Annotated in this window: 19 protein-coding genes; 11 read left to right on the forward strand and 8 right to left on the reverse strand. The window is 64.0% G+C overall.

Going from position 1 to position 21,421, the window contains the following annotated elements; translation table 11 throughout:
• Positions 1–9: 9 nt before the first annotated feature.
• The 5 genes from J2R99_RS04015 to J2R99_RS04035 all read right to left on the reverse strand — a co-directional run bounded on the left by J2R99_RS04015 (position 10) and on the right by J2R99_RS04035 (position 5,585).
• The gene (locus J2R99_RS04015; protein WP_370872265.1) at positions 10–801 is read right to left on the reverse strand and encodes an ABC transporter permease; all 792 of its coding nucleotides are present in this window, start codon (positions 799–801) and stop codon (positions 10–12) included.
• Positions 801–1,694 (reverse strand): ABC transporter permease subunit, encoded by an 894-nt coding sequence (locus J2R99_RS04020; protein WP_307153192.1) that lies wholly within the window; start codon positions 1,692–1,694, stop codon positions 801–803. The genes J2R99_RS04015 and J2R99_RS04020 overlap by 1 nt, the downstream gene beginning before the upstream one ends.
• Before the next feature lie 9 nt (positions 1,695–1,703).
• Entirely contained in the window at positions 1,704–2,861 is a 1,158-nt protein-coding gene (locus tag J2R99_RS04025) for an ABC transporter ATP-binding protein (RefSeq protein ID WP_307153193.1), read from the reverse strand.
• A 60-nt stretch (positions 2,862–2,921) separates the two neighbouring features.
• The gene (locus tag J2R99_RS04030; protein WP_307153194.1) at positions 2,922–4,016 is read right to left on the reverse strand and encodes a polyamine ABC transporter substrate-binding protein; all 1,095 of its coding nucleotides are present in this window, start codon (positions 4,014–4,016) and stop codon (positions 2,922–2,924) included.
• Between the two features lie 153 nt (positions 4,017–4,169).
• A complete protein-coding gene (locus tag J2R99_RS04035) occupies positions 4,170–5,585 on the reverse strand; it encodes a short-chain fatty acyl-CoA regulator family protein (RefSeq protein ID WP_307153195.1) in 1,416 nt (471 codons plus the stop codon).
• Between the two features lie 222 nt (positions 5,586–5,807).
• On the opposite strand from J2R99_RS04035, the gene aceA reads away from it, so the two are divergent.
• The 3 genes from aceA to katG all read left to right on the forward strand — a co-directional run bounded on the left by aceA (position 5,808) and on the right by katG (position 10,014).
• The gene (gene aceA / locus J2R99_RS04040) at positions 5,808–7,115 is read left to right on the forward strand and encodes an isocitrate lyase (protein ID WP_307153196.1); all 1,308 of its coding nucleotides are present in this window, start codon (positions 5,808–5,810) and stop codon (positions 7,113–7,115) included.
• A gap of 117 nt (positions 7,116–7,232) precedes the next feature.
• A complete protein-coding gene (locus tag J2R99_RS04045; protein WP_092809024.1) occupies positions 7,233–7,466 on the forward strand; it encodes an SMc00767 family acetate metabolism repressor in 234 nt (77 codons plus the stop codon).
• Positions 7,467–7,812: 346 nt separating this feature from the next.
• Entirely contained in the window at positions 7,813–10,014 is a 2,202-nt protein-coding gene (katG, locus tag J2R99_RS04050) for a catalase/peroxidase HPI (protein WP_307153197.1), read from the forward strand.
• A gap of 118 nt (positions 10,015–10,132) precedes the next feature.
• On the opposite strand, the gene J2R99_RS04055 is transcribed toward katG, so the two are convergent.
• Positions 10,133–10,498, reverse strand: a complete 366-nt coding sequence (locus tag J2R99_RS04055) for an MmcQ/YjbR family DNA-binding protein (protein WP_307153198.1) — start codon at positions 10,496–10,498, stop codon at positions 10,133–10,135.
• Positions 10,499–10,656: 158 nt separating this feature from the next.
• Between J2R99_RS04055 and J2R99_RS04060 the strand changes: the two genes are divergently transcribed.
• From J2R99_RS04060 to J2R99_RS04095, 8 genes are all read left to right on the forward strand, one after another.
• On the forward strand, positions 10,657–11,436 hold the full coding sequence (locus J2R99_RS04060) for a CerR family C-terminal domain-containing protein (protein ID WP_307153199.1): 780 nt from the start codon (positions 10,657–10,659) through the stop codon (positions 11,434–11,436).
• Between the two features lies 1 nt (position 11,437).
• On the forward strand, positions 11,438–12,418 hold the full coding sequence (locus tag J2R99_RS04065; RefSeq protein ID WP_307153200.1) for an HlyD family secretion protein: 981 nt from the start codon (positions 11,438–11,440) through the stop codon (positions 12,416–12,418).
• The gene (locus tag J2R99_RS04070; RefSeq protein ID WP_307153201.1) at positions 12,415–13,362 is read left to right on the forward strand and encodes an ABC transporter ATP-binding protein; all 948 of its coding nucleotides are present in this window, start codon (positions 12,415–12,417) and stop codon (positions 13,360–13,362) included. Before J2R99_RS04065 ends, J2R99_RS04070 begins: the two co-directional genes overlap by 4 nt.
• Position 13,363: 1 nt before the next feature.
• Positions 13,364–14,497 (forward strand): ABC transporter permease, encoded by a 1,134-nt coding sequence (locus J2R99_RS04075; RefSeq protein ID WP_307153202.1) that lies wholly within the window; start codon positions 13,364–13,366, stop codon positions 14,495–14,497.
• A gap of 175 nt (positions 14,498–14,672) precedes the next feature.
• Positions 14,673–15,485 (forward strand): MipA/OmpV family protein, encoded by an 813-nt coding sequence (locus tag J2R99_RS04080; RefSeq protein WP_307153203.1) that lies wholly within the window; start codon positions 14,673–14,675, stop codon positions 15,483–15,485.
• A gap of 96 nt (positions 15,486–15,581) precedes the next feature.
• Positions 15,582–16,997 carry a glutamine synthetase family protein gene (locus J2R99_RS04085; RefSeq protein ID WP_307153204.1) on the forward strand — a complete coding sequence of 472 codons (1,416 nt, stop codon included), beginning with the start codon at positions 15,582–15,584 and terminating at the stop codon, positions 16,995–16,997.
• A 24-nt stretch (positions 16,998–17,021) separates the two neighbouring features.
• Positions 17,022–18,296: an NAD(P)/FAD-dependent oxidoreductase gene (locus J2R99_RS04090; RefSeq protein ID WP_307153205.1), complete on the forward strand. Its 1,275-nt coding sequence runs from the start codon at positions 17,022–17,024 to the stop codon at positions 18,294–18,296.
• A 60-nt stretch (positions 18,297–18,356) separates the two neighbouring features.
• Positions 18,357–18,842 (forward strand): DUF4112 domain-containing protein, encoded by a 486-nt coding sequence (locus J2R99_RS04095; protein WP_307153206.1) that lies wholly within the window; start codon positions 18,357–18,359, stop codon positions 18,840–18,842.
• Here the strand turns inward: J2R99_RS04095 and guaD are convergent.
• Both guaD and J2R99_RS04105 read right to left on the reverse strand, forming a co-directional pair.
• A complete protein-coding gene (guaD, locus tag J2R99_RS04100) occupies positions 18,839–20,179 on the reverse strand; it encodes a guanine deaminase (RefSeq protein ID WP_307153207.1) in 1,341 nt (446 codons plus the stop codon). The two genes, J2R99_RS04095 and guaD, sit on opposite strands and share 4 nt — an antisense overlap.
• Positions 20,173–21,399 (reverse strand): urate hydroxylase PuuD, encoded by a 1,227-nt coding sequence (locus tag J2R99_RS04105; protein WP_307153208.1) that lies wholly within the window; start codon positions 21,397–21,399, stop codon positions 20,173–20,175. The genes guaD and J2R99_RS04105 overlap by 7 nt, the downstream gene beginning before the upstream one ends.
• Between the last annotated feature and the right edge of the window lie 22 nt (positions 21,400–21,421).

Consider the following 21,421-nt stretch of genomic DNA (forward strand, 5'->3'; position numbering starts at 1 on the left):
CGACCGCGACTAAGGTGCCCGCGCCGGGGCGCGGGCCTTGCCGATGATCGAGGCCGTCAACACCCCCATCGTCACCAGTGCCACGAGGATGGTGCACACCGCATTGATTTCCGGCGTCACGCCGCGCCGGACCTGGCTGTAGATCTTCATCGGCAGGGTGGTGGCGCCCGGGCCCGTCGTAAAACTCGCAATGACGAGATCGTCGAGCGACAGCGAGAAGGCGAGCATCCAACCGGCGACGACGGCGGGCGCGATCAAAGGCAGTGTAACCGCGAAGAAGGTCTTCACCGGCGTCGCCCCGAGATCGAGCGCCGCCTCTTCCAGCGAGCGGTCGAAGGAGAGAAGCCGCGACTGTACGACGACGGCGACGAAGCACATCGAAAAGGTGATATGCGCGATCGTCACGGTCCAGAAGCCGCGGTCGAAATTGATCGCCACGAAGAGAAGCAGGAGCGACAGGCCGGTGATCACTTCCGGCATGACGAGGGGCGCGAAGACCATGCCGGAGAAGAGCGTGCGCCCCCAAAACCGCCCCCCGCGCACAAGCGCGAGCGCCGCGAGCGTCCCGAGGAAAGTGGCGATCGTCGCGGATAAGAGCCCCACACGCAAAGTCACCCAGGCCGCATCGAGAATGCTCTCATTGTGCATGAGCTCGACATACCAGCGCGTGGAAAAACCGCCCCAGACGGTGACGATGCGCGAGGCATTGAAGGAATAGATGATCAGAATGAGGATCGGCAGATAGAGAAAGGCAAAGCCGAAGACGAGCGCGACCAGATTGAAAGAGGTGAAGCGACGCATCAGCTCGACGCCCTTTGCTGCATCTTCTGAAAGATGACGATCGGCACGACCAGGAGCAGCAGGAGCACGATCGCCACCGCGCTCGCGACCGGCCAGTCGCGGTTGTAGAAGAACTCGACCCAGAGCGTGCGCCCGATCATCAACGTGTCGGAGCCGCCGAGCAGATCCGGGATGACGAACTCGCCGACGGCGGGAATGAAGACGAGCAGCGATCCCGCCAGAATGCCCGGCACCGACAGAGGCACGGTGATCTTCCAGAACGCGCCGAAGGGCGTCGCGCCGAGATCGTTCGCGGCCTCGATCAGCCGGTAATCCATCTTTTCAAGGGTGGCGTAGAGCGGCAGCACCATGAAGGGCAGGTAGGAATAGACGATGCCGATATAGACCGCCCAATCCGTGTTGATGATGGTGAGGGGCTGGTCGATGAGGCCGAGGGACAAGAGCAGCTGGTTCAACAGCCCCTCGGGCTTCAGAATGCCGATCCAGGCATAGACGCGGATCAGGAACGAGGTCCAAAACGGCAGGATGATCGCCATCAGGAGGATGGGACGGATGCGGTCCGGCGCGCGTGCCATGGCAAGCGCCAGAGGGTAGCCGATGAAGAGCGTGATCACCGTCGAGATGAGCGCGATCTTCACCGAGGAGAGATAGGCTTTGATGTAAAGCGCATCCTCCGTCAGCCAGACATAATTGTCGAAGGAGAGATCCTGCACCCTCTCCCACAGGGTCGCCAGCCCATCGAAGACCGGCGTGTAGGGCGGCATGGCGATGGCGGTCGCCGAAAACGAGATTTTCAGGACGATCAGAAACGGGGCCAGGAAGAAGACGGCAAGCCACAGATAAGGGATGGCGATGACGACGCGGCGGGCGAGAAAGCTGCGCAAAGCGTGCACGCAGGCCCCCTATCGTACCAGGACGGTGCCGGCGTCCGGCCGCCAGGAGAGAAAAACCCGGTCTTCCCAGGTGATCGGCCGCTCCACTTCGCGCGAGGCGTTGAGCCGCGTCGCACGCACCACGTCTCCGGAATCGAGCTTGACGTTGTAGATCGAGACATCGCCCAGATAGCCGATATCCCAGACCTCACCCTCGATCAGATTGGTGGTGGCGTTCTGCGGGCGCTCATGGCTGATCACCATCTTTTCAGGGCGAATGGCGAACCAGATCGTCTCGCCGGCCTGCGGGCGGGCCACGCCTTGGGGCATCTCCGCCACTTCGACGGTGAAGCCGGCCGCCGTCGTCATCGTCAGGCCGCCGTTCTCCAAATGCGCGATGCGACCTTCGAAAATGTTCACGTCGCCGACGAAATCGGCGATGTAGCGCGAGGCCGGCGCCTCGTAGATGACGGCCGGCGTCGCCACCTGGATGACGCGGCCATGATCCATGACGGCGATGCGGTCGGCCATGGTCATCGCCTCCTCCTGGTCATGCGTGACGATGAGGAAGGTGAGGCCCAGACTCTCCTGGAGATCGGTCAATTCGAACTGCGTCTCCTCGCGCAGCTTCTTGTCGAGCGCGCCGAGCGGCTCGTCGAGAAGCAACACTTTCGGCCGCTTGGCGAGCGCACGGGCAAGTGCCACGCGCTGCTGCTGGCCGCCGGACAATTGCGCCGGCTTGCGGCGGGCGAAATCCTGCAATTTGACGAGGCGCAGCATCTCTTCGACGCGCACCGCCATATCGGCCTTCGCCATCCCCTCCTGCTTCAGGCCGAAGGCGATGTTGTCGGCGACGTTCATATGCGGGAAGAGCGCGTAGGACTGGAACATCATGTTGACGGGCCGCTTGTGCGGCGGCACGCCTGTCAACGGCCGACCATCCAGAAAAATCTCGCCCTCGCTCGGCTCTTCGAAGCCGGCCAGCATCCGCAACAAGGTGGTCTTGCCGCAACCGGACGGCCCGAGCAGGGCGTAGAATTCGCGCTCGTAGACGGTGATCGACTGATTATCGACGGCGGTGAAATCGCCGAAGCGTTTGGTGACGTTCCTGAATTCGATGAAGGGCGGCTGGCTCGGATCGTTCCACGGCTGAAAAGCGCGCCTCACGGGCCCAAGCATTTTAGCCATACATAACCCTTCCCTTGTTAAAGGCCGGGCAGGATGCCTGCCCGGCCATTTTCCGGCCTCTTACTGCCCGGTCTTGACGCTCGTCCAGGCGCGCGTGATGAGCCTCTGCGCCTTGGGCTTGTACGGGTCGACGGTGTAGAGCTTGTCCATCACGTCCTTCGGCGGATAAATCGCCGGATCGCCGATGATCTCTTCGTCGAGATATTGCTGCGAATCCTTGTTGCCGTTGGCATAGAAGACATAATTCGATGCCTTGGCGATGACATCGGGACGCAGCACGTAATTGATGAAGGCATGGGCGTTGTCGGGATGCGGCGCGTCGGCCGGGATCGACATCTGGTCGAACCACATCTGGGCGCCCTCCTTCGGGATCACGTATTTGACGTTCACCCCTTCGGCCTCCGCGTCGATCGCCTGGAAGACATCGCCCGACCAGCCGACTGCCATGCAGATGTCGCCATTGGCGAGCGCATCGATGTAGGCGGAGGAGTGGAACTTCTGGATGTAGGGGCGGATCGCCTGCAGGGCCTCTTCCGCCTTGTCGATGTCGTCCGGATCGGTCGAATTCGGATCGAGGCCGAGATAATTGAGGGCGGCCGGGATCATCTCCGTCGGCGCGTCGAGCATATAGACGCCGCAATCCTGAAACTTCGAGATGACGTCAGGGTCGAAGACCATGTCCCAGGATTTCACCGGCGCATCGGGCATGCGCTCGTTGATCATATCGACATTGTAGCCGATGCCGGTGGTGCCCCACATGTAATTGACCGAGTATTCGTTGTCGGGATCGTATTTCGAAACCCGTTCGGCAATCGTGTCCCAGACATGGCTGAGATTGGGGAGTTTCGACTTGTCGAGCTTCTGCATGGCCCCGGCCTGGATCTCGCGGGCAAGAAACGGCGAGGCCGAAGGCAGGACGACATCATAGCCGGTGCCGCCGGACAGAAGCTTGGTTTCCAGGATCTCGTTGGAATCGTAGACGTCGTAGACGACTTTGATGCCGGTTTCCTTGGTGAAGTCTTCAAGGATGGATTCGTCGATATAGTCTGACCAATTGTAGACGTTGACGACTTTCTCCTCGTCCTGGGCAAGGGCCGGACTGCCTGAGGCAGCGACGATCGCCAGGGTGGAGACGAGACAAAGAGCTCTGAACAAGAGCACCTCCCCTGTTGGTGGGCTTTCACTGCACGCATAGCGGCCATTCCCAGGCAACATAGGGGCAAGCCGCGGCAGGCTTCAATCGTCGCAGCGCCAAAAACGCCGCGTTTCTGCATAACGAAAGTCGCAGGCGCGTGGGGAATTTTCCTCTCAAGGAATCTCCCGGTCGGATTTGCCGATGCGGTAATCGTGCAGGCTCGCCGGCCGCGTCGCCGGTGGCTGGGCGCGATGGGCGCAGCCTTCCCGCTCGCACAGCCGGCAGGTCACACCGACGGGTCGCGCCGGCGCGGAGCGCACGAAATCATAGACGGTCGCCTCGGCGAAGCGCTCGGGGAAGACGAGAAGCGTCGCCCGCAAAGGCGGCGGCAACGTCTTGTCGGCGAGCGCTTCGGATTCCCGCATCGCTAGCGCGAAGAAGGTCGCTCCGTCGGGAAAGGACAGACGGGCGGCGAGCACGCCGCTTTCCGTCCGTCGATCGAAAATCGGCAGGCGTCCACAGGCGGCGCCGAAACGGGCGAAGGGAAAGCCCGCCCCCCTGATGCGGGTGATCACGGTGCCGGCGCCGTCGAGAACGACGAGCGCGGCCTCATCGACACCGCCCTCCGGATTGCCGGCAAGGGCCGCAAGCCGTGCCATGATGCGGGCATTGCGGGTCTGGAAGCGCTGGCTGAGGCCGGCGAGATCGAAGCGGAATTCGCGCGCCGCCGCGGCAAGGCGCGGGGCCGGGATCAGGATCGCATCGGCAAGACGGCGCGCGAAGCCCGCCCGCAGGAGACGCTGCGATTCCGTATCCTTCGGCGCGGCCTGGGCGGCAAGTTTGTTCAAAAGAGCCGCATGGCCGGAATAGGCGACCTGCAGCGCGACGAGCCAGGCGCGATCGACGAGCGGCACGGATTCGGCAATAAAGAAGCGCATCGAATGGCGATCGAAGCGGGCGCGCTCGTCGGGCAGCGCATGGGCGGGCAGGATTCTCAGATCGATGCCGTGGCGCTCTCGCAGATGCGCCTTGAGCGCCGCAAAAGGATCATCGCGCGGGGTCAGCTCTTCCGCCAAAGCCGCGGCGGTGTCTTCCAGTTCGGGAAACCACGGCCCCGCCTCCTCGAACCAGGTCGCGACCCTATCGAAGGGCAGCCGCGCGCCCATCTCGGTGCGGATCTCGCCGCCCTCGGCCAGAAGCTGCGACAGTTCCGAAAGCCGTCCCGCGCCCTCCATATAGGCTTCGTAGAGACGCGAGATGCCGCGCACCACGTTGGGCGCCGCCTCCGCCACCTCTTCCAGCTCCGACGGGCTCGGCACTTCTGCGGCGAGAAGCGGATCGGCAAACACCGCCTTGATGGCATCGAGGTCGGCGCCTTCCTCGTCGAGCTTGAGCTCGGCGGCATTGATCTTGAATGCCGCCTGCAGCTTCAACAGCACCTGCACGGTCAGCGGGCGCTGGTTGCGCTCGATGAGGTTCAGATAGCTTGAAGAGATGCCCAGCGCCTCGGCCATGTCGGCCTGGGTCAGGCCGAGACCGTTTCTGACGCGCCTGATGCGCGGACCTGCGAATATCTTGCGTTCCGCCACGATCGCCTCCCCCGTCGCGCCGCTTCAGCGAATGCAAGCTTAGCGCGCAGCGTTTCTCTTGTAAATATTTTACAAACTCAACAAAATCTCGAGTGCAGTCCTTACAATTTCACCCGTTTGGCGCGACTTTCCGGCTTTTTGCCCTGGCGTTTTGTGCGCCGCATTGTAAATGAGGCTCACAAAGACGGGAACAGATACAAGAAGTCTAGTAAGGAGATTGACATGACCGATTTTCAGAGCCTTCTTCCGAGCGCTCCAGGTGATCGCTATGACGGGATCGAGCGGCCCTATACCGCAGAAGACGTGAAGCGGCTGCGCGGCTCTCTGAAGATCGAGTATTCGGTGGCCGAGCACGGCGCCAACCGGTTGTGGAAGCTTCTCCATGAAGACGACTTCGTCAATGCTCTCGGCGCGCTCTCCGGCAACCAGGCCATGCAGATGGTGCGTGCAGGCCTGAAAGCCATCTACCTCTCCGGCTGGCAGGTCGCGGCCGACGCCAACGTCGCTGGCGCCATGTATCCCGACCAGTCGCTCTACCCGGCCAATTCCGGCCCGGAGCTCGCCCGCAAGATCAACCGCACCTTCCAGCGCGCCGACCAGATCGAGACGTCCGAAGGCAAGCAGTCGGTCGACACCTGGTACGCCCCGATCGTCGCCGACGCGGAAGCCGGTTTCGGCGGCCCGCTCAACGCCTTCGAGATCATGAAGGCCTATATCGAAGCGGGTGCGGCCGGCGTGCATTTCGAAGATCAGCTCGCCTCTGAAAAGAAGTGCGGCCATCTCGGCGGCAAGGTCCTGATCCCGACGGCGGCGCATATCCGCAACCTGACGGCGGCGCGTCTTGCGGCCGATGTCTGCGGCGTGCCGAGCCTCGTCATCGCCCGCACGGATGCGGAAGCGGCGAAGCTTCTCACCTCCGACATCGACGAGCGCGATCGTCCCTTCGTCGATTACGACGCCGGACGTACGGCGGAAGGCTTCTACCGGGTGCAGAACGGGCTCGAGCCCTGCATCGCCCGCGCCGTCGCCTACGCCCCTTACTGCGACCTCATCTGGTGCGAGACGTCAAAGCCCGACCTCGAACAGGCGAAGCGCTTCGCGGAAGGCGTGCACAAGGCGCATCCGGGCAAGATGCTGGCCTACAATTGCTCGCCCTCGTTCAACTGGGAGAAGAACCTCGACAAGGCGACCATCGCCAAGTTCCAGCGCGAGCTCGGTGCGATGGGCTACAAGTTCCAGTTCATCACGCTCGCCGGCTTCCACCAGCTGAACTTCGGCATGTTCGAGCTCGCCCGCGGCTACAAGGATCGCCAGATGGCGGCCTATTCGGAGCTGCAGCAGGCCGAATTCGCAGCGGAATCCGTCGGCTACACGGCGACCCGCCACCAGCGCGAAGTCGGCACCGGCTATTTCGACGCCGTGTCGATGGCAATCACGGGCGGCCTGTCGTCGACCACAGCTATGGGTGAATCAACGGAATCCGCCCAGTTCCACTCCGGGGAGGAGAAGGCCCAAACGCGCGCGGCGTGACCGGGTTGATTTTCCGGTCAGAAGACGCGCAACCTAAAGGCCGCGGGAGAGCGATCCTCTCCCGCGGTCGCAATTGAGCCCGGCGACCGAACTGGGCGCGCAAAGAAAGTGGAGACGATGTTGACCAAACCGCCGGTGAAGGAGCGCGCCGAAGCGCTTTCGTCCGAAATGACTGACGCGCAGCAGGCGGCCATCCGCGTGCTCGCCAACGAACTGCACCGGCTGAATCAGGCCGTAATCGGCTGCGTCGATGCCGGCCTTTCGGTCGAACTGCAGCGCACCGCCCGCCATCATTCCGAAGACGGCTTCTGGGGCGACCTGCTCGTGCCGATCGTGGTGAAGCAGCGCTAGACGGGTTTTTCTGGCAACGCGCTTTGCGCGGGCCGGAGCCTGCGGACAGGCGCGGCCGGGCCCTCAAAGGGCGAAGGCGCAATGCCTCTCCTGACCCTCGGCCTGACCCATCTCTTTTCGACGGCCGTCGCGGCATGCCGCGACGGCCGTTTCGTTTGACGCGCCAGCCCCAAGCCGCCGTATGCCATCCTCGCCTGCCCCTGAACAGCGGCGAGGAACACCACGACGGCGCAAAGTTGGCGCGTCATCAGCATTTCTTATTAGAGCGATTATAAAAAGAAGGCTTCACCTATCGCCCGACGGCGGATAATTTCAGCCCATGATAGAAACGTCCAAGGAGGCACTCATGGATGCGAAAGTAGACGACGGTTCCGGCGGATGCCCGTTCAGTGGCGGGAAACGCGGTGCCCGCAATAGCGAATGGTGGCCCGAGCAGCTCGACATCTCGACGCTGCACCGCAACTCCGACTTGTCCGATCCGATGGACAAGGACTTCGACTATGCGAAAGAATTCCAGAGCCTCGACATCAACGCCGTCATCGAGGACCTGAAGCAGCTCATGACGGATTCGCAGGAGTGGTGGCCCGCCGATTTCGGCCATTACGGCGGCTTGATGATCCGCATGGCCTGGCACTCGGCCGGCACCTACCGCATCACGGACGGGCGCGGCGGCGCCGGCGCCGGCCAGCAGCGCTTCGCGCCTTTGAATTCCTGGCCCGACAACGCCAATCTGGACAAGGCGCGCCGGCTTCTCTGGCCCGTGAAGCAGAAATACGGCCGCAAGATCTCCTGGGCCGATCTGATGGTGCTCGCAGGCAACGTCGCGCTCGAAACCATGGGCTTCAAAACCTTCGGCTTTGCCGGCGGCCGCGTCGATGTGTGGGAGCCGGAAGAGCTCTATTGGGGACCTGAAGGCACCTGGCTCGGCGACGAGCGCTACTCCGGCGAGCGCCAGCTCGAAGAGCCGCTCGCCGCCGTGCAGATGGGCCTCATCTACGTCAATCCGGAAGGCCCGAACGGCAAGCCAGATCCGGTCGCCGCGGCGAAAGATATCCGCGAAACCTTCTACCGCATGGCGATGAACGACGAAGAGACCGTGGCGCTCATCGCCGGCGGTCATTCCTTCGGCAAGACGCATGGCGCGGGCGACCCCTCGCTTCTCGGTCCAGATCCGGAAGGGGCGGCGGTCGAAGATCAGGGCCTCGGCTGGAAGAGCGGTCACGGCACGGGCTTCGGCGACGACGCCATCACCGGCGGCCCTGAGGTCACCTGGACGCAGACCCCGACGCAGTGGAGCAACTACTTCTTCGACAACCTCTTCGGCTTCGAATGGGAATTGGAGAAGAGCCCGGCGGGCGCCTATCAATGGGTCGCCAAGGATGCTCCGGCGGAGATCCCCTACGCGCACGATCCGAGCCGCTTCCGCAAGCCGACGATGCTGACGACGGACCTCGCGCTCCGCTTCGACCCGGAATACGAAAAGATCTCGCGGCGCTTCCACGAGAACTTCGACGCCTTCGCCGATGCCTTCGCGCGCGCCTGGTTCAAGCTCACCCATCGCGATATGGGTCCGAAGGTGCGCTATCTCGGCCCGCTCGTGCCGCAAGAGACGCTGCTGTGGCAGGATCCGATCCCGCCCGTCGACCATGAGCTGGTCAGCGATCAGGACATCGCCCGCCTCAAAGAGACGATCCTCGCTTCCGGCCTGTCGGTCTCCGAGCTCGTTTCAACGGCCTGGGCGTCGGCCTCGACCTTCCGCGGCTCCGACAAGCGCGGCGGTGCCAATGGCGCGCGCATCCGTCTCGCCCCCCAGAAAGACTGGGAGGTCAACGAGCCGGAGAAGCTCGCCAGAGCGCTTCAGACGCTTGAGGGGATCCAGGCGGACTTCAACAACGCTCAGGTCGGCGGGAAGAAGGTGTCGCTTGCCGATCTCATCGTGCTCGGCGGCGCAGCGGCCGTCGAAAAGGCTGCGAGGGATGCGGGTGTCGATGTCGCCGTGCCCTTCACGCCGGGCCGTATGGATGCGAGCCAGGACGACACGGACGTCGATTCCTTTGGCGCCCTGGAGCCGCGTGCCGACGCTTTCCGCAATTACCTGAGCGGGCGGCAGTTCATGCGCCCGGAAGAGGCGATGGTCGACCGCGCAGAGCTTCTGACGCTCACCGCGCCGGAAATGACGGCGCTCCTCGGCGGCATGCGCGTTCTCGGCGCGAACTATCAGAACGCGCCGCACGGCGTCCTTACCCACCGGCCGGGCACGTTGACGAACGATTTCTTCGTCAATCTCCTCACCATGGCGACGCAATGGCAGCCAATTGCCGACGGCACCTATGAGGGGCGCGACCGCAAGACCGGCGAGGTCAAATGGCAGGCAACGCGCGTCGACCTCATGTTCGGCTCGCATTCGCAGTTGCGTGCACTCGCCGAGGTCTATGCCTGCGCCGACAGCCAGGAGAAGTTCGTGAAGGACTTCGTCGCCGCCTGGACGAAGGTGATGGAGGCCGACCGCTTCGAGGTCCCCGGCAATGTCGAGGGGCCGCGGAACTAGCGCCCGGTCCAATCTCGCGGCTTCGCAACCCGAAGTGCGGAGCCGCGACGATCTCGGGAAGGGCACGATCGGCAGCGATCGTGCCCTTTTCTTATGAGGCCCTCAACGAGCGCGGCGTTTACCCATCCTCTCGGTCGAGGCCCAGCTCCTTTTGCTTTTTCTTCGAAAGCCCCTTCGCCACCAGACGGTGAGAGGCGCGCAGATAGGCGCGGAGGTCTTCGTCGGAGAGGCCTTGTGAAAAATCCTGGATCCAGGTGAGGCCGCGTGAGGCGAGATAAGGCGCCGGACGCAGTCCCGGCTCATCCTTCAAAATCTCAAACGAGATCTCGGTCGTCTTGAAGGTGAAGGCCGGCTGGTCGTCGTGCCAGCCGCCGATCGCAAAAACCTTGCCGCCGACCTTCCAGACATCGGCCCCTCCCCATTGCACGACGTGGGTCGTTGCCGGCAGCGCGCCACAGAAAGCGTTGAATTCCTCGTAAGTCACATCCCGCTCCCGGGCGACGGGACCGCCGCCTCACGGGCTTCGCCTAGCATGTCGCGGACGCCTGCGCAGCCATATCTCGACATTAAAACGAACGTTTGACTTAAACGAACGTTTGGCTGATGATCGCATCCGGATCGAAGGCGAGAAAGTCCTTATTCATGAGCCGAAGCCCCCTGTCACAGCCCGAAGACGCAGCTCGCCGATCGAAGCGAGCGGAGACAGCCGACGGTGCGACCGAAGATCGGGCAACGCCGCGACGCTCCCCGGCGAGCCCGGCCAATGTGCCGGGCGACACGACGCGCGAGCGCATTCTCGATGCCGCTTTGGAGTTGTTCGGCGAACGCGGCCTGCACGCCGCCTCTGTGCGCGATGTCGCCAAGCTCGCCAAGGCCAATGTGGCCGCGATCTCCTATCACTTCGGCGGCAAGGAGGAGCTCTATCTCGCCGTCGCCGGCCATGTCGCAGAGATTATGGGGAGCCGGATTGCGGAACGCGCGCCACAGATCGTCGACGCAGCCCCTCCCGCAAACCCGCAAGACGCGCTTGCCCGCCTGGAGCTCGCCTTCGATACGATCATCGACGTCATCGTCGGCAATGAGGACATGCGCCGCGTCGCCCGCTTCGTGTTGCGCGAACAAATGAGCCCGACGGCCGCCTTCGACATCATCTACGCGCAGGTGATGGAGCGCATGCACCGCACGGTCTGCCTCAATTTCGGCGTCGCCACGGGCCTCGATCCCGACAGCGAAGCCGTGCGTCTCAGAACGTTTCTTCTCATCGGCCAGGGCATTTTTCTGCGCGTCGCCGAGGCCGTGGTTCTGCGCCGGCTGGAGGCCGACCGGTATACCCCGCCGCTGCTCGACGAGATCAAAGCGATGCTCCGGACGCATCTTCATCTCGTCGTGGCGGACCTGCGCGGCCGCAAGGCGGAGGCATGAGATGCGTATCGCCGGCGTCCTTTTCGTCATCCTTGCGGCTGTCGCGGCCCTGTCCGCCTGCGGGCGTGCCGGCGAAGCCGATGCGCCTTCCCTGCAAGGCTATGTGGAAGGCGACTTCGTCTATGCCGCGCCGGAAATCGCCGGACGGCTTGCCGAAATAAAGGTCCAGGAAGGGGCGGACGTTGAGGCCGGCGCCCTCCTTTTCACCCTCGACCGCCAGACGATCGAAGCGGAGTTGCGCCAGTCGGAGGCGGAACTCGCCGCTGCCGAGGCCGAACTCGCCGACCGCCGCGAGGGGCAGCGCCCCGTCGAACTTTCCGTCATCGAGGCGCAGATCGACAGGGCGCGCGCCTCCCGCGATCAGGCGGAAAAGGAGTTTCAGCGCCAGCAAGACCTCTTTCAACGCGGCGTCATCGCCAAGGCGCGCCTCGATCAGGCGAGCGAAACCCTGTCCGTCGCCGAAGCGCAACTTGCCGAGGCCCGGCGCCAGAAGGACGTCGCCACGCTGCCGGCCCGCAAAGCCCAGATCGAGACGGCGGAACGCCAGGTCGAGGCGGCGCGCGCCGGCGTCACGCAGGCCAAGACCAAGCTTGCGAAGACGAATGTCCGCGCCCCGGAAGCGGGCCTCATCGACGATGTCTATTATCGCCCGGGCGAGGTCGTCGCAGCGGGCGAGCCCGTGCTCTCTCTTCTGCCGGAGAGCGAACGCAAGATCGTCTTCTTCGTGCCGGAACCGCAGCTCGCGCAGCTGCCGCACAATGCCGAAATCGCCATCTCCTGCGACAATTGCCCGGCCGGTCTCACGGCCCGGGTGACGCGCATCTCGGCGGAAGCGGAATTCACGCCGCCGGTGATCTTTTCGGAAAAACGCCGCGACAAACTTCTCTTCCGCGCCGAGGCGCGGCCCATCGGCAAGACCGGGGATCTGCGCGTCGGGCAGCCGGTCGATGTGCGCCTCGTCGCCGCGGAGCCCGGATCATGAGGTCGGGCACCAGCCAAAGCGATCGGCCCCCCGTCATCGAGGTCGAAAATCTGACCAAGCGTTTCGGCGGCAAAGCGGTCGTCAAGGACATCGACCTTGAGATCGCGCGCGGCGAGATCGTCGGCTTTCTCGGCCCGAACGGCTCCGGCAAGACCACGACCATCCGCATGATCTGCGGGCTTTTGCACCCCGATGGCGGCAGCGGCACCTGCCTTGGCTACGACATCCTGACACAAGCGGAGGAGATCAAGCGGCGCGTCGGCTATATGACGCAGCGCTTCTCGCTCTACGAAGACCTGACGATCGAGGAAAACCTCGTCTTCGTCGCCCGCCTCTACGGTATGAAGAATGTGCGCAAGGCGGCGAAAGACACGCTCGACCGCCTCGGCCTCGCTTCGAGGCGCGGCCAGCTCGCGGGCACGTTGTCCGGCGGCTGGAAGCAGCGTCTGGCGCTTGCTGCCTGCACCATGCACAAGCCGGAGCTCCTTCTCCTCGACGAGCCGACGGCGGGCGTCGATCCGAAGGCGCGGCGCGAATTCTGGGACGAGATCCACGAGCTCGCCGAACTCGGCCTCACCGTCCTCGTCTCCACCCATTACATGGACGAGGCGGAGCGCTGCCACCGCATCGTCTACATCGCCTACGGCACGATCGTGGCGCGCGGTACGGTCTCAGAGATCATCGACCAGTCGAAGCTCACCACCTTCATCTTGAGCGGCAAAGGCGCGCCGGCGGCCGCCAAGGCGCTGACCGGGGCAGACGGCGTCGAACAGGTCGCGCCCTTCGGCAGCGAGGTGCATGTCGTCGGCTCCGATGCGCAAGCCCTCAAAACCGCGATCGATTCCGTCAAAACCGACCACGACATCGCCGTACGTCAGGGCGAAACGACGCTCGAAGACGTCTTCATCCGCCTGATGAGCCAGGCGCAGGCTCTGGAGAAATGAGATGGGCCTGATCTCGCTCTCCCGCATCAAGGCGGTGCTCCTCAAAGAGGTCATCCAGATGCGCCGCGACCGGCTCACCTTCGCGATGATCATCGGCATCCCGATCCTGCAGCTCATCCTCTTCGGCTATGCCATCAACACCGATCCGAAGATGCTGCCGACGGGCGTTCTCATCCTCGACGGCGGGCCAGTGTCGCGCGCCATCGTCGCGGGCATGGAAACTTCCGGCTATTTCGACATTGCCGCCCCGCTCGCCCGCGAGGCGGAGGCGCGCGAGGCGCTCGAAGACGGCTCGCTCTCCTTCGTCCTCACCATTCCGCAGAATTTCGAGCGCGATCTCGTGCGTGGCCTTTCCCCCGAAGTCGTCGTGGAAGCCGACGCGACCGATCCCGCCGCCTCCGCCAATGCGCTCGCCGCCATGCCGGAGATCGTCAGCCGCGCCATCGCCCACGCCTTGAGCGGCCCGCTCGGCGCAAAGAGCGCACAGGCGCGCAGTGCCGACGTCATCATCCACCGTCTCTACAATCCGGAAGGCATCAGCCAGTACAACATCGTGCCGGGCCTTCTCGGCACCATCCTGACCATGACCACGACCTTGATGACGGCGCTCGCCCTCACCCGCGAGATCGAACGCGGCACGATGGAGAACCTTCTCTCCATGCCGGTCAAACCGGTGGAGATCATGATCGGCAAGATCGTGCCCTATATCGGCCTCGGCCTCATCCAGGTCGTCGTCATCCTCGCCGCCGCGCTCATGCTCTTCAACGTGCCGATGCTCGGCAATTATCTCGCCCTCCTCGTCGCCGTCACCATCTTCCTCGCCGCCAATGTGACGCTCGGCTACACCTTCTCCACGCTCGCCCGTACGCAGCTCCAGGCGATGCAGATGACGTTCTTCTTCTTTCTGCCGTCGATCCTTCTCTCGGGCTTCATGTTCCCCTTCCGCGGCATGCCGGAATGGGCGCAGATCCTCGGCAATATCCTGCCGCTCACCCATTTCCTGCGCGTCGTGCGCGGCATCATGCTGAAGGGCAGCGAGCTCTCTTTCGTCTGGCCGGAGATCTGGCCGATCCTCGTGTTCCTCGGCGTCATCGCCACGCTCGCCCTTATCCGCTTCCGCAACACCCTCGATTGAGCGCAGCACGACAGCCGGGGCGGGCATGAGGCGTGGCCTCACCGCCACGGTTCCCGAAAAAGCCCCTGGTCGGACGATTCGTTTCTTTGCTGTGCACTATGGAGCCGGTAGCGGTTGTCCCATGCAAGAGCTTGGCAACACCACAGACAGATCGGCCACCGTCAGAGGGACGAAGATGCTGCGGGTCGACCCGCGCGCCGCGATCTGCGCATTCGCAGGCGGTGTCCTTGCGGCATTCATCGCCGCCGCGCCCGTTGCCGCGCAGGAAACGCCGGTTCCCACAGGCAAAAGCAGCCACGATCTCATCCTGGAGCTCGGCGCCGGCGCCTCGGTCCAGCCCGCCTATGAAGGTGCGGACGATTATACCGTTCAGCCGCAGCCCTTCGTGGCGCTGCATTATCTCAGCCTGCCGGTTTTCGGCGAGTTCGGCGGCAAGCCCGAACAGGGACTTTCGGTCAGCCCGTCCTTCCGCGTCGTGCGCGAACGCGACGACAGCGATTATCCCAAGCTGCGCGGCATCGGCGACGTCGATACGGCCGTGGAACTCGGCGGCGCCGTCAAATATCGGTGGAACAACCTTGAGGCCTATCTCGCGCTTCGCCGCGGCGTGACGGGCCATGACGGCTTCGTCGGCGAGACGGGCGTCAATCTCGTGACGTATCCGACCGACAAACTCCAAATCACAGCCGGTCCCAGGCTCTCCTTCGCCGATGCGGAATATCTGCAGACCTATCTCGGCATCACGCCGGCGCAGGCGGCGGCCTCGGGTCTTGCGATCTTCGATCCCGACGGCGGCATCAAGGGTGTCGGCGCCTCGCTCGAAGCGCGCTACGCCTTCACCGAGAACTGGTCGGTCGTCGGCCAGGCCGGCTACGAGCATCTCGTGGGCGATGCCGCGGATTCGCCGATCACCGATGCCGGCAGCGAGAACCAGTTCACGGCGGCTCTCGGCCTCACCTACAAATTCGGTCTCGACCTCTTCGATTGAGCGGCGCCCGCGCCGCTTTCCATCGGCCCGCGTCGCAGCCCTTTCGTCGAGCTTCGCCTTCTCTCCATCATAGTCTATGAAGGAGGAGAGGTGTTCATGAGCGAATCGAATAGAGACCCGGTAACGCTTCCGGTTTCGGCAACCAATCCCGGACGCGGCGTCGCCAACAGTGAAGAAGCCCGACGCTGGTGCCGGGAACGCGCCATCGAAGACATCGAATGCATCGTGCCGGATCAGGCCGGTGTTGCCCGCGGCAAGCTGATGCCGACCGGAAAATTCTTCGACGACAAGCCGATGACGCTGCCGGCGGCGATCTTCACCCAGACCATCACCGGCGATTATCCGGACCGCGACGAAGAGGAATACGCCGAATCGATCACGGACGGCGATCTCATCTTCCGCCCGGATTTCTCCACCCTCGCCGTCGTGCCCTGGGCGTCCGACCCGACCGCGCATGTCATCCACAACGCCTATCACCGCGACGGGCGGCCCGTGGAAGTTTCCCCGCGCCGGGTGCTGCAGCAGGTCATCCAGCTCTACAACGACGCCGGCATCCAGCCGGTGGTGGCGCCCGAGCTCGAATTCTATCTCGTCAAACCCAATCTCGATCCGGATTATCCGCTCGAGCCGCCGGTCGGACGATCCGGGCGCACGGAGCGCGCCCGCCAGGCCTATTCGATCTCCGCGGTCAACGAGTTCGAAGCCCTCTTCGACGACATCTACGAATTCTCCGAAGCCCAGGGGCTCGAGATCGACACCCTCGCCCATGAGGCGGGGACGGCGCAGATGGAGATCAATCTGCGCCACGGAGATCCCGTCGAACTCGCCGACCAGGTGTTTCTGTTCAAGCGCACGATCCGCGAGGCGGCACTGCGCCATCAGATGTATGCGACCTTCATGGCGAAGCCCATTGCCGCCGAGCCCGGCTCGGCCATGCACATCCACCATTCGGTGGTGAGCCTCGAGACGGGAGACAACATCTTCTCCACGTCCGACGGCGGCGCCAGCAAGGAATTCCTCAATTATATCGCCGGCCTGCAGACCTACATTCCGCGGGCCATGGCGATGATGGCACCGTTCGTGAATTCCTATCGCCGCATCACGCCGCACACCTCCGCGCCGATCAATATGCGCTGGGGCTACGACAACCGCACAGTCGGGCTGCGCGTGCCTCTCTCCGATCCCGCGGCACGGCGCGTGGAAAACCGCGTCCCCTCCTCCGACGCCAATCCCTATCTCGCGATCGCTGCCTCGCTCGCCTGCGGCTATCTCGGTCTCGTCAACAAGCTCGAACCGGACGAACCGGCGACCGGCACGGGCTATGACGCGCCCTTCACCCTGCCGCGCTCCATCCTCGATGCCGTCCAGCTTCTGGAGAACACGCCGGAACTGGTGGAAATCTTCGGCAGCGCCTTCGTCAGCATCTATCGCGGCATCAAGGAAACCGAATACGAAACCTTCATGGGGGTGATCAGCCCCTGGGAGCGTGAATACCTCCTTCTCAGCGTTTAACCCTCTCCAACCTTCGAGCGAGCCGTGCCGCGGCCTTTCCCGCCCTCCTGGTACCATCTGACAGCAGGTGACCGCCCCGAAAGGCAGACGCTCTCGGGCAAGGCCGAGGCGGATATCTGCGTCATCGGCGGCGGCCTCGCCGGCCTCTCCGCAGCCCTGCATCTCGCCGAAGCGGGGACGCGGGTCGTGCTGTTGGAGGCGGACCGGCTCGGTTACGGCGCGTCGGGGCGCAATGGCGGCCAGATCCATTCCGGCCAGCGCCGCGATATTCTCTGGCTTGAAAAGCATTACGGCTTTGCTCGCGCCAAGGCGCTCTGGCAGGTCGGCGAAGAGGCAAAAGCGCTCGTGCGCAGTCTTGCCGCCCGCTTCGGCTGCAAGATCACCAACGGCCTCATCGACGTCTTTCACCGGCCGGCCGACGAAAAGGAAAACGCCCATTTCGTCGAGACGCTGCGGGAGCGCTACGATTATCCCGACATCGAGGTTTTGAGCCGGGAGGCGGCAGCCGAGGCCGTCGGCTCGCCCTCCTATTACGGCGGCTGCCGCGACAGAGGCGCCGGGCATCTCGACCCTTACGCCTTCCTCCTCGGCCTCGCCGGCGCGACCGAAGCCGCAGGCGCCAGCCTTTTCGAAGACAGCCCCGCCCTCTCCTACAGGAAAGAGAACGGGCGCTTTTGTGTCCAAACGCCGTCCGGCGAGGTGACAGCGGAGCGCCTCATCGTCACCACCAACGGCCGTTCAGGTCCGTTCGAGGCCGTCACCCGCGGGCGCACCGTCGGCGTCAACAGCTTCATGGTGGCGACGGAACCGCTCGGAGATCTCGAAAACACCGTCCTGCCCGGCGGCGAATGCGCCTCCGACAGCTATTTCGTCATCTGCTACTGGCGAAAATCGGCGGACGGGCGTCTCCTCTTCGGCGGCGGCGAAAGCAGCGCCGGGCGCATCCCCTCCGACATCGGCAGCTTCGTGCGGCCGCATTTCCTGCGCGTCTATCCGCAACTGAAAGACATCAAGATCGCCCATGGCTGGGGCGGCGTCGTCTCGATCACGCCGGCACGCATGCCCTTCATCCGTGAGATCGCGCCGGGCGTCATGGCGGCCGCCGGCTTTTCCGGCCAGGGCGTGGCACTCGCGCCCTATGTCGGCAAGCTCCTCGCCGAAGAGGCGCTCGGCCGTGTGCCGCAGGAACTCGCCCTCTACACCGACCTCAAGGTCGGCCGCGTGCCGGGCATCACCGCACTTCGCCGCGCCATGGTGAGCCTCGCCATCTGGCACGGCCAGCTCGTCGACCGGTTCTGAGCACGGCGTAAAGCGAAGACGCGCGCGGGAACACGCACAACGCGAGCGCGTTATCGCTTCATGGACCGCACCGCTTCATCTCGCTTCGACACCGCCTTCGACGGCACCTCTTCGCGCCAGCACAGCGCCGTGGAAATCGAGCGCGAGCTCAACCGGCTTGAATCGCTGGCGAAGATGATGGATGCGCGGTTCGGCGTGCCGGGCTTCCGCTTCGGCTTCGATTCGCTGATCGGCCTCATCCCCGGCATCGGCGATGCGGCGGGCGGCGTCATTTCCGCCTATCTCATCTACCGCGCCCATCAGCTCGGCGCCGACATGGATGTGAAGGCGAAGATGGTGCGCAATGCCGGCTTCGACTTCGCGCTCGGCCTCGTGCCCCTCGTCGGCGATCTCGGCGACGTCTACTTCAAGGCCAATCTGCGCAATGTGCGGCTTCTCACCGAGCATCTTCGCGAAAAGCACGGCATCGGCATGGTCGATGTGACCGGCGAGGCACGCATCCGCGACGTGACCCCGAAGAATGCGACGGCGAAGAAGCGCCGCTAAGCGTTTTCGGAACGGTAAGCGGGCGCACCCACCAGATAGGTCGCCGCAACCGCGCGATCGTCGCCCAACATCATCAGCACGAAGAGCTCTTCAAAGAGCGTCTCCACCGTCTCCATGCGCCAGCGCATGGCCGGTGTCGCGGCACTGTCGAGGGCGACGACATCGGCCTCCATCCCCGGCCGGAACGTGCCGATACGATCGTCGAGGCAGAGCGCCTCGGCATTGCCGAGCGTCAGCATGTGAAAGGCCTCGAACGGCGTCAGCCGCTGCCCCTTGAGCGCCAGCACCTTGTAGAATTCCGACACCGTCTGGAGCATCGAATAGGAGGTGCCGCCGCCGATATCGGTTGCGACCCCGACCTTCACCGCCGGTTCGGCCGCGCGCATGGCCGCAAGATCGAAAAGACCGGAGCCCAGGAAAAGGTTCGAGGTCGGACACGAGATCGCGGAGGCCCCGGCCTGTGCCAGCGCCTGGCGTTCACGCTTAGAGAGATGGATGCAATGGCCGAACAACGCCTTCGGCCGCACCAGCCCGTAGCGCTCGTAGACGGCGGTATAATCCTCAGACCACGGAAAATCGCGGGCGACGGTTTCGATCTCGAGCGTGTTCTCCGACAGATGCGTCTGGATGTGCATCGCAGGATATTCCGCGGCGAGCGCGCCCGCAGCCTCAAGCTGCGCTTCCGAGGAGGTGACGGCAAAGCGCGGCGTGATCGCGTAGGAGAGCCGGCCGCGCCCGTGCCATTTCTCGATCAGCGCCTTTGAGTCCTCGTATCCCGTCTCCGGCGTGTCGAGGAGCGCGGCGGGGGCGGCCCGGTCCATCATCACCTTGCCGGCGACAAGCCGCATGTTCCGCTTGAACGCCTCGGCAAAGAGCGCGTCGGCGGATTCTGGATGCACCGAGCCATAGACCGCGGCGCTCGTCGTGCCGGAGCGCAAGAGCTCGTCGAGAAGGAAGGTCGAGGCCGCCGCGCAAATGCCAGGATCGGCGTATTTCTGCTCCTCGACAAACGTGTATTTCTCAAGCCATTCCAGAAGATGCGCGCCGTAGGAGGCGATCACCTGCGTCTGCGGCATGTGGAGATGCGGGTCGATGAAGCCCGGCATGACGAGATGCGGGCGATGATCGGCGATGACGGCATTCTCCGGCAGCGTCGTCAAAAGCACTCCCGCCTCGCCGACGGCCTCGATCAGCCCGTCTTTCAGAACGAGAAGCCCGTCTTCGACATAGCGCACGGCCTCCCGCTCGCCGGCGAGATAGGGATCGGCCTCAAACCACAAAAGCCGGCCGCGGATCGCGTCCACCCGTCCCGGCACGGCGGATTTCGTGCTCACCATGTCGTCCGGCTTCCGATCCAGGCGGCCAATGTCTGCCGCTCCTCGGGGCTGATCACGGCGACCCCCGGCGGCGGCATGGCTTTGGAGCGCACCGCCTGCATCTCGATCCTCTGCCAGTTGCGGGCGACCTCTTCCGGCGTGTCGAGGAGCACGCCCTTCGGTGCCGTGTGAACCCCGTCAAACAGGGGCTCGGCGGCATGGCACATGGAACAATGCCCCATGACGATCGCCTGCGCCTCGTCGAAATGCATCGAGGCCATCAGAGCGAGCTCGGGATCCTTGTCGATCCTGGCGGCCGCCGCCTCCTGCGGCCCGTAGCCCGGAAAGCGCGACAGCGCGACGATCGCAGCGACGAGCACGGCCACCACGATCCAGGGCCACCAGATCTTCCGGCCCGTCCGATGCATCGTGTTGAAGAAATGCCGGATGAGCGCGCCCGCCGGCAGCACCAGAATGGCGATCAGCCAGTTCCATTCCGTCGCGAAGGCGAGCGGATAATGGTTCGACAGCATGAAGAAGAGGACGGGCAGCGTCAGATAATTGTTGTGCAGCGAACGCTGCTTCGCGGCCTTGCCGAGATGCGCGGCCGGCTCCCGCCCCGCCTTCAGGTCGGCGACCACGATCTTCTGGTTCGGAATGATCACGAAGAAGACGTTCGCCGTCATGATCGTGGCGATGAGCGCGCCGCAATGGATGAAGGCGCCGCGGCCGGAAAAGACGTGGCAGAAGAAGAAGAAGGCCGCGACCAGGAAGGCGAAGAGCACGACGAAGAGGAGCGTGTCGTGGCGGCCGAGCAGCGAGCGGCAGAGCCGGTCATAGGCGAGCCAGCCGGAGCCGAGACCGGCAAGGCCGATGAGAACCGCACCCCATTCGGGAATGTCGGCGATCGACGGATCGATGAGGAAAAGCTCGGCGCCGAAATAATAGACGATGCAGAGCAGCACGAAGCCGGAGAGAAAGGTGAAATAGCTCTCCCATTTGAACCAGGTGAGCTCGTCCGGCATGAAATGCGGCGCCACGGCATATTTCTGCATGTGGTAGAAGCCGCCGCCATGCACCTGCCAGGCTTCGCCGGTGACGCCGTCCGGCAGTCCATCACGGCGCCGCAGGCCGAGATCGAGGGCGATGAAATAGAACGACGAGCCGATCCAGGCGATGCCCGTGATCACGTGCACGAAGCGCACGGCAAGGCTCAGCCATTCCCAGACGATCGCACCCATTCGTTCTCCCAATCACACACGG

Origin of the sequence: Rhodopseudomonas julia, assembly GCF_030813515.1 — a bacterium.
Lineage (GTDB): Bacteria > Pseudomonadota > Alphaproteobacteria > Rhizobiales > Afifellaceae > Afifella > Afifella julia.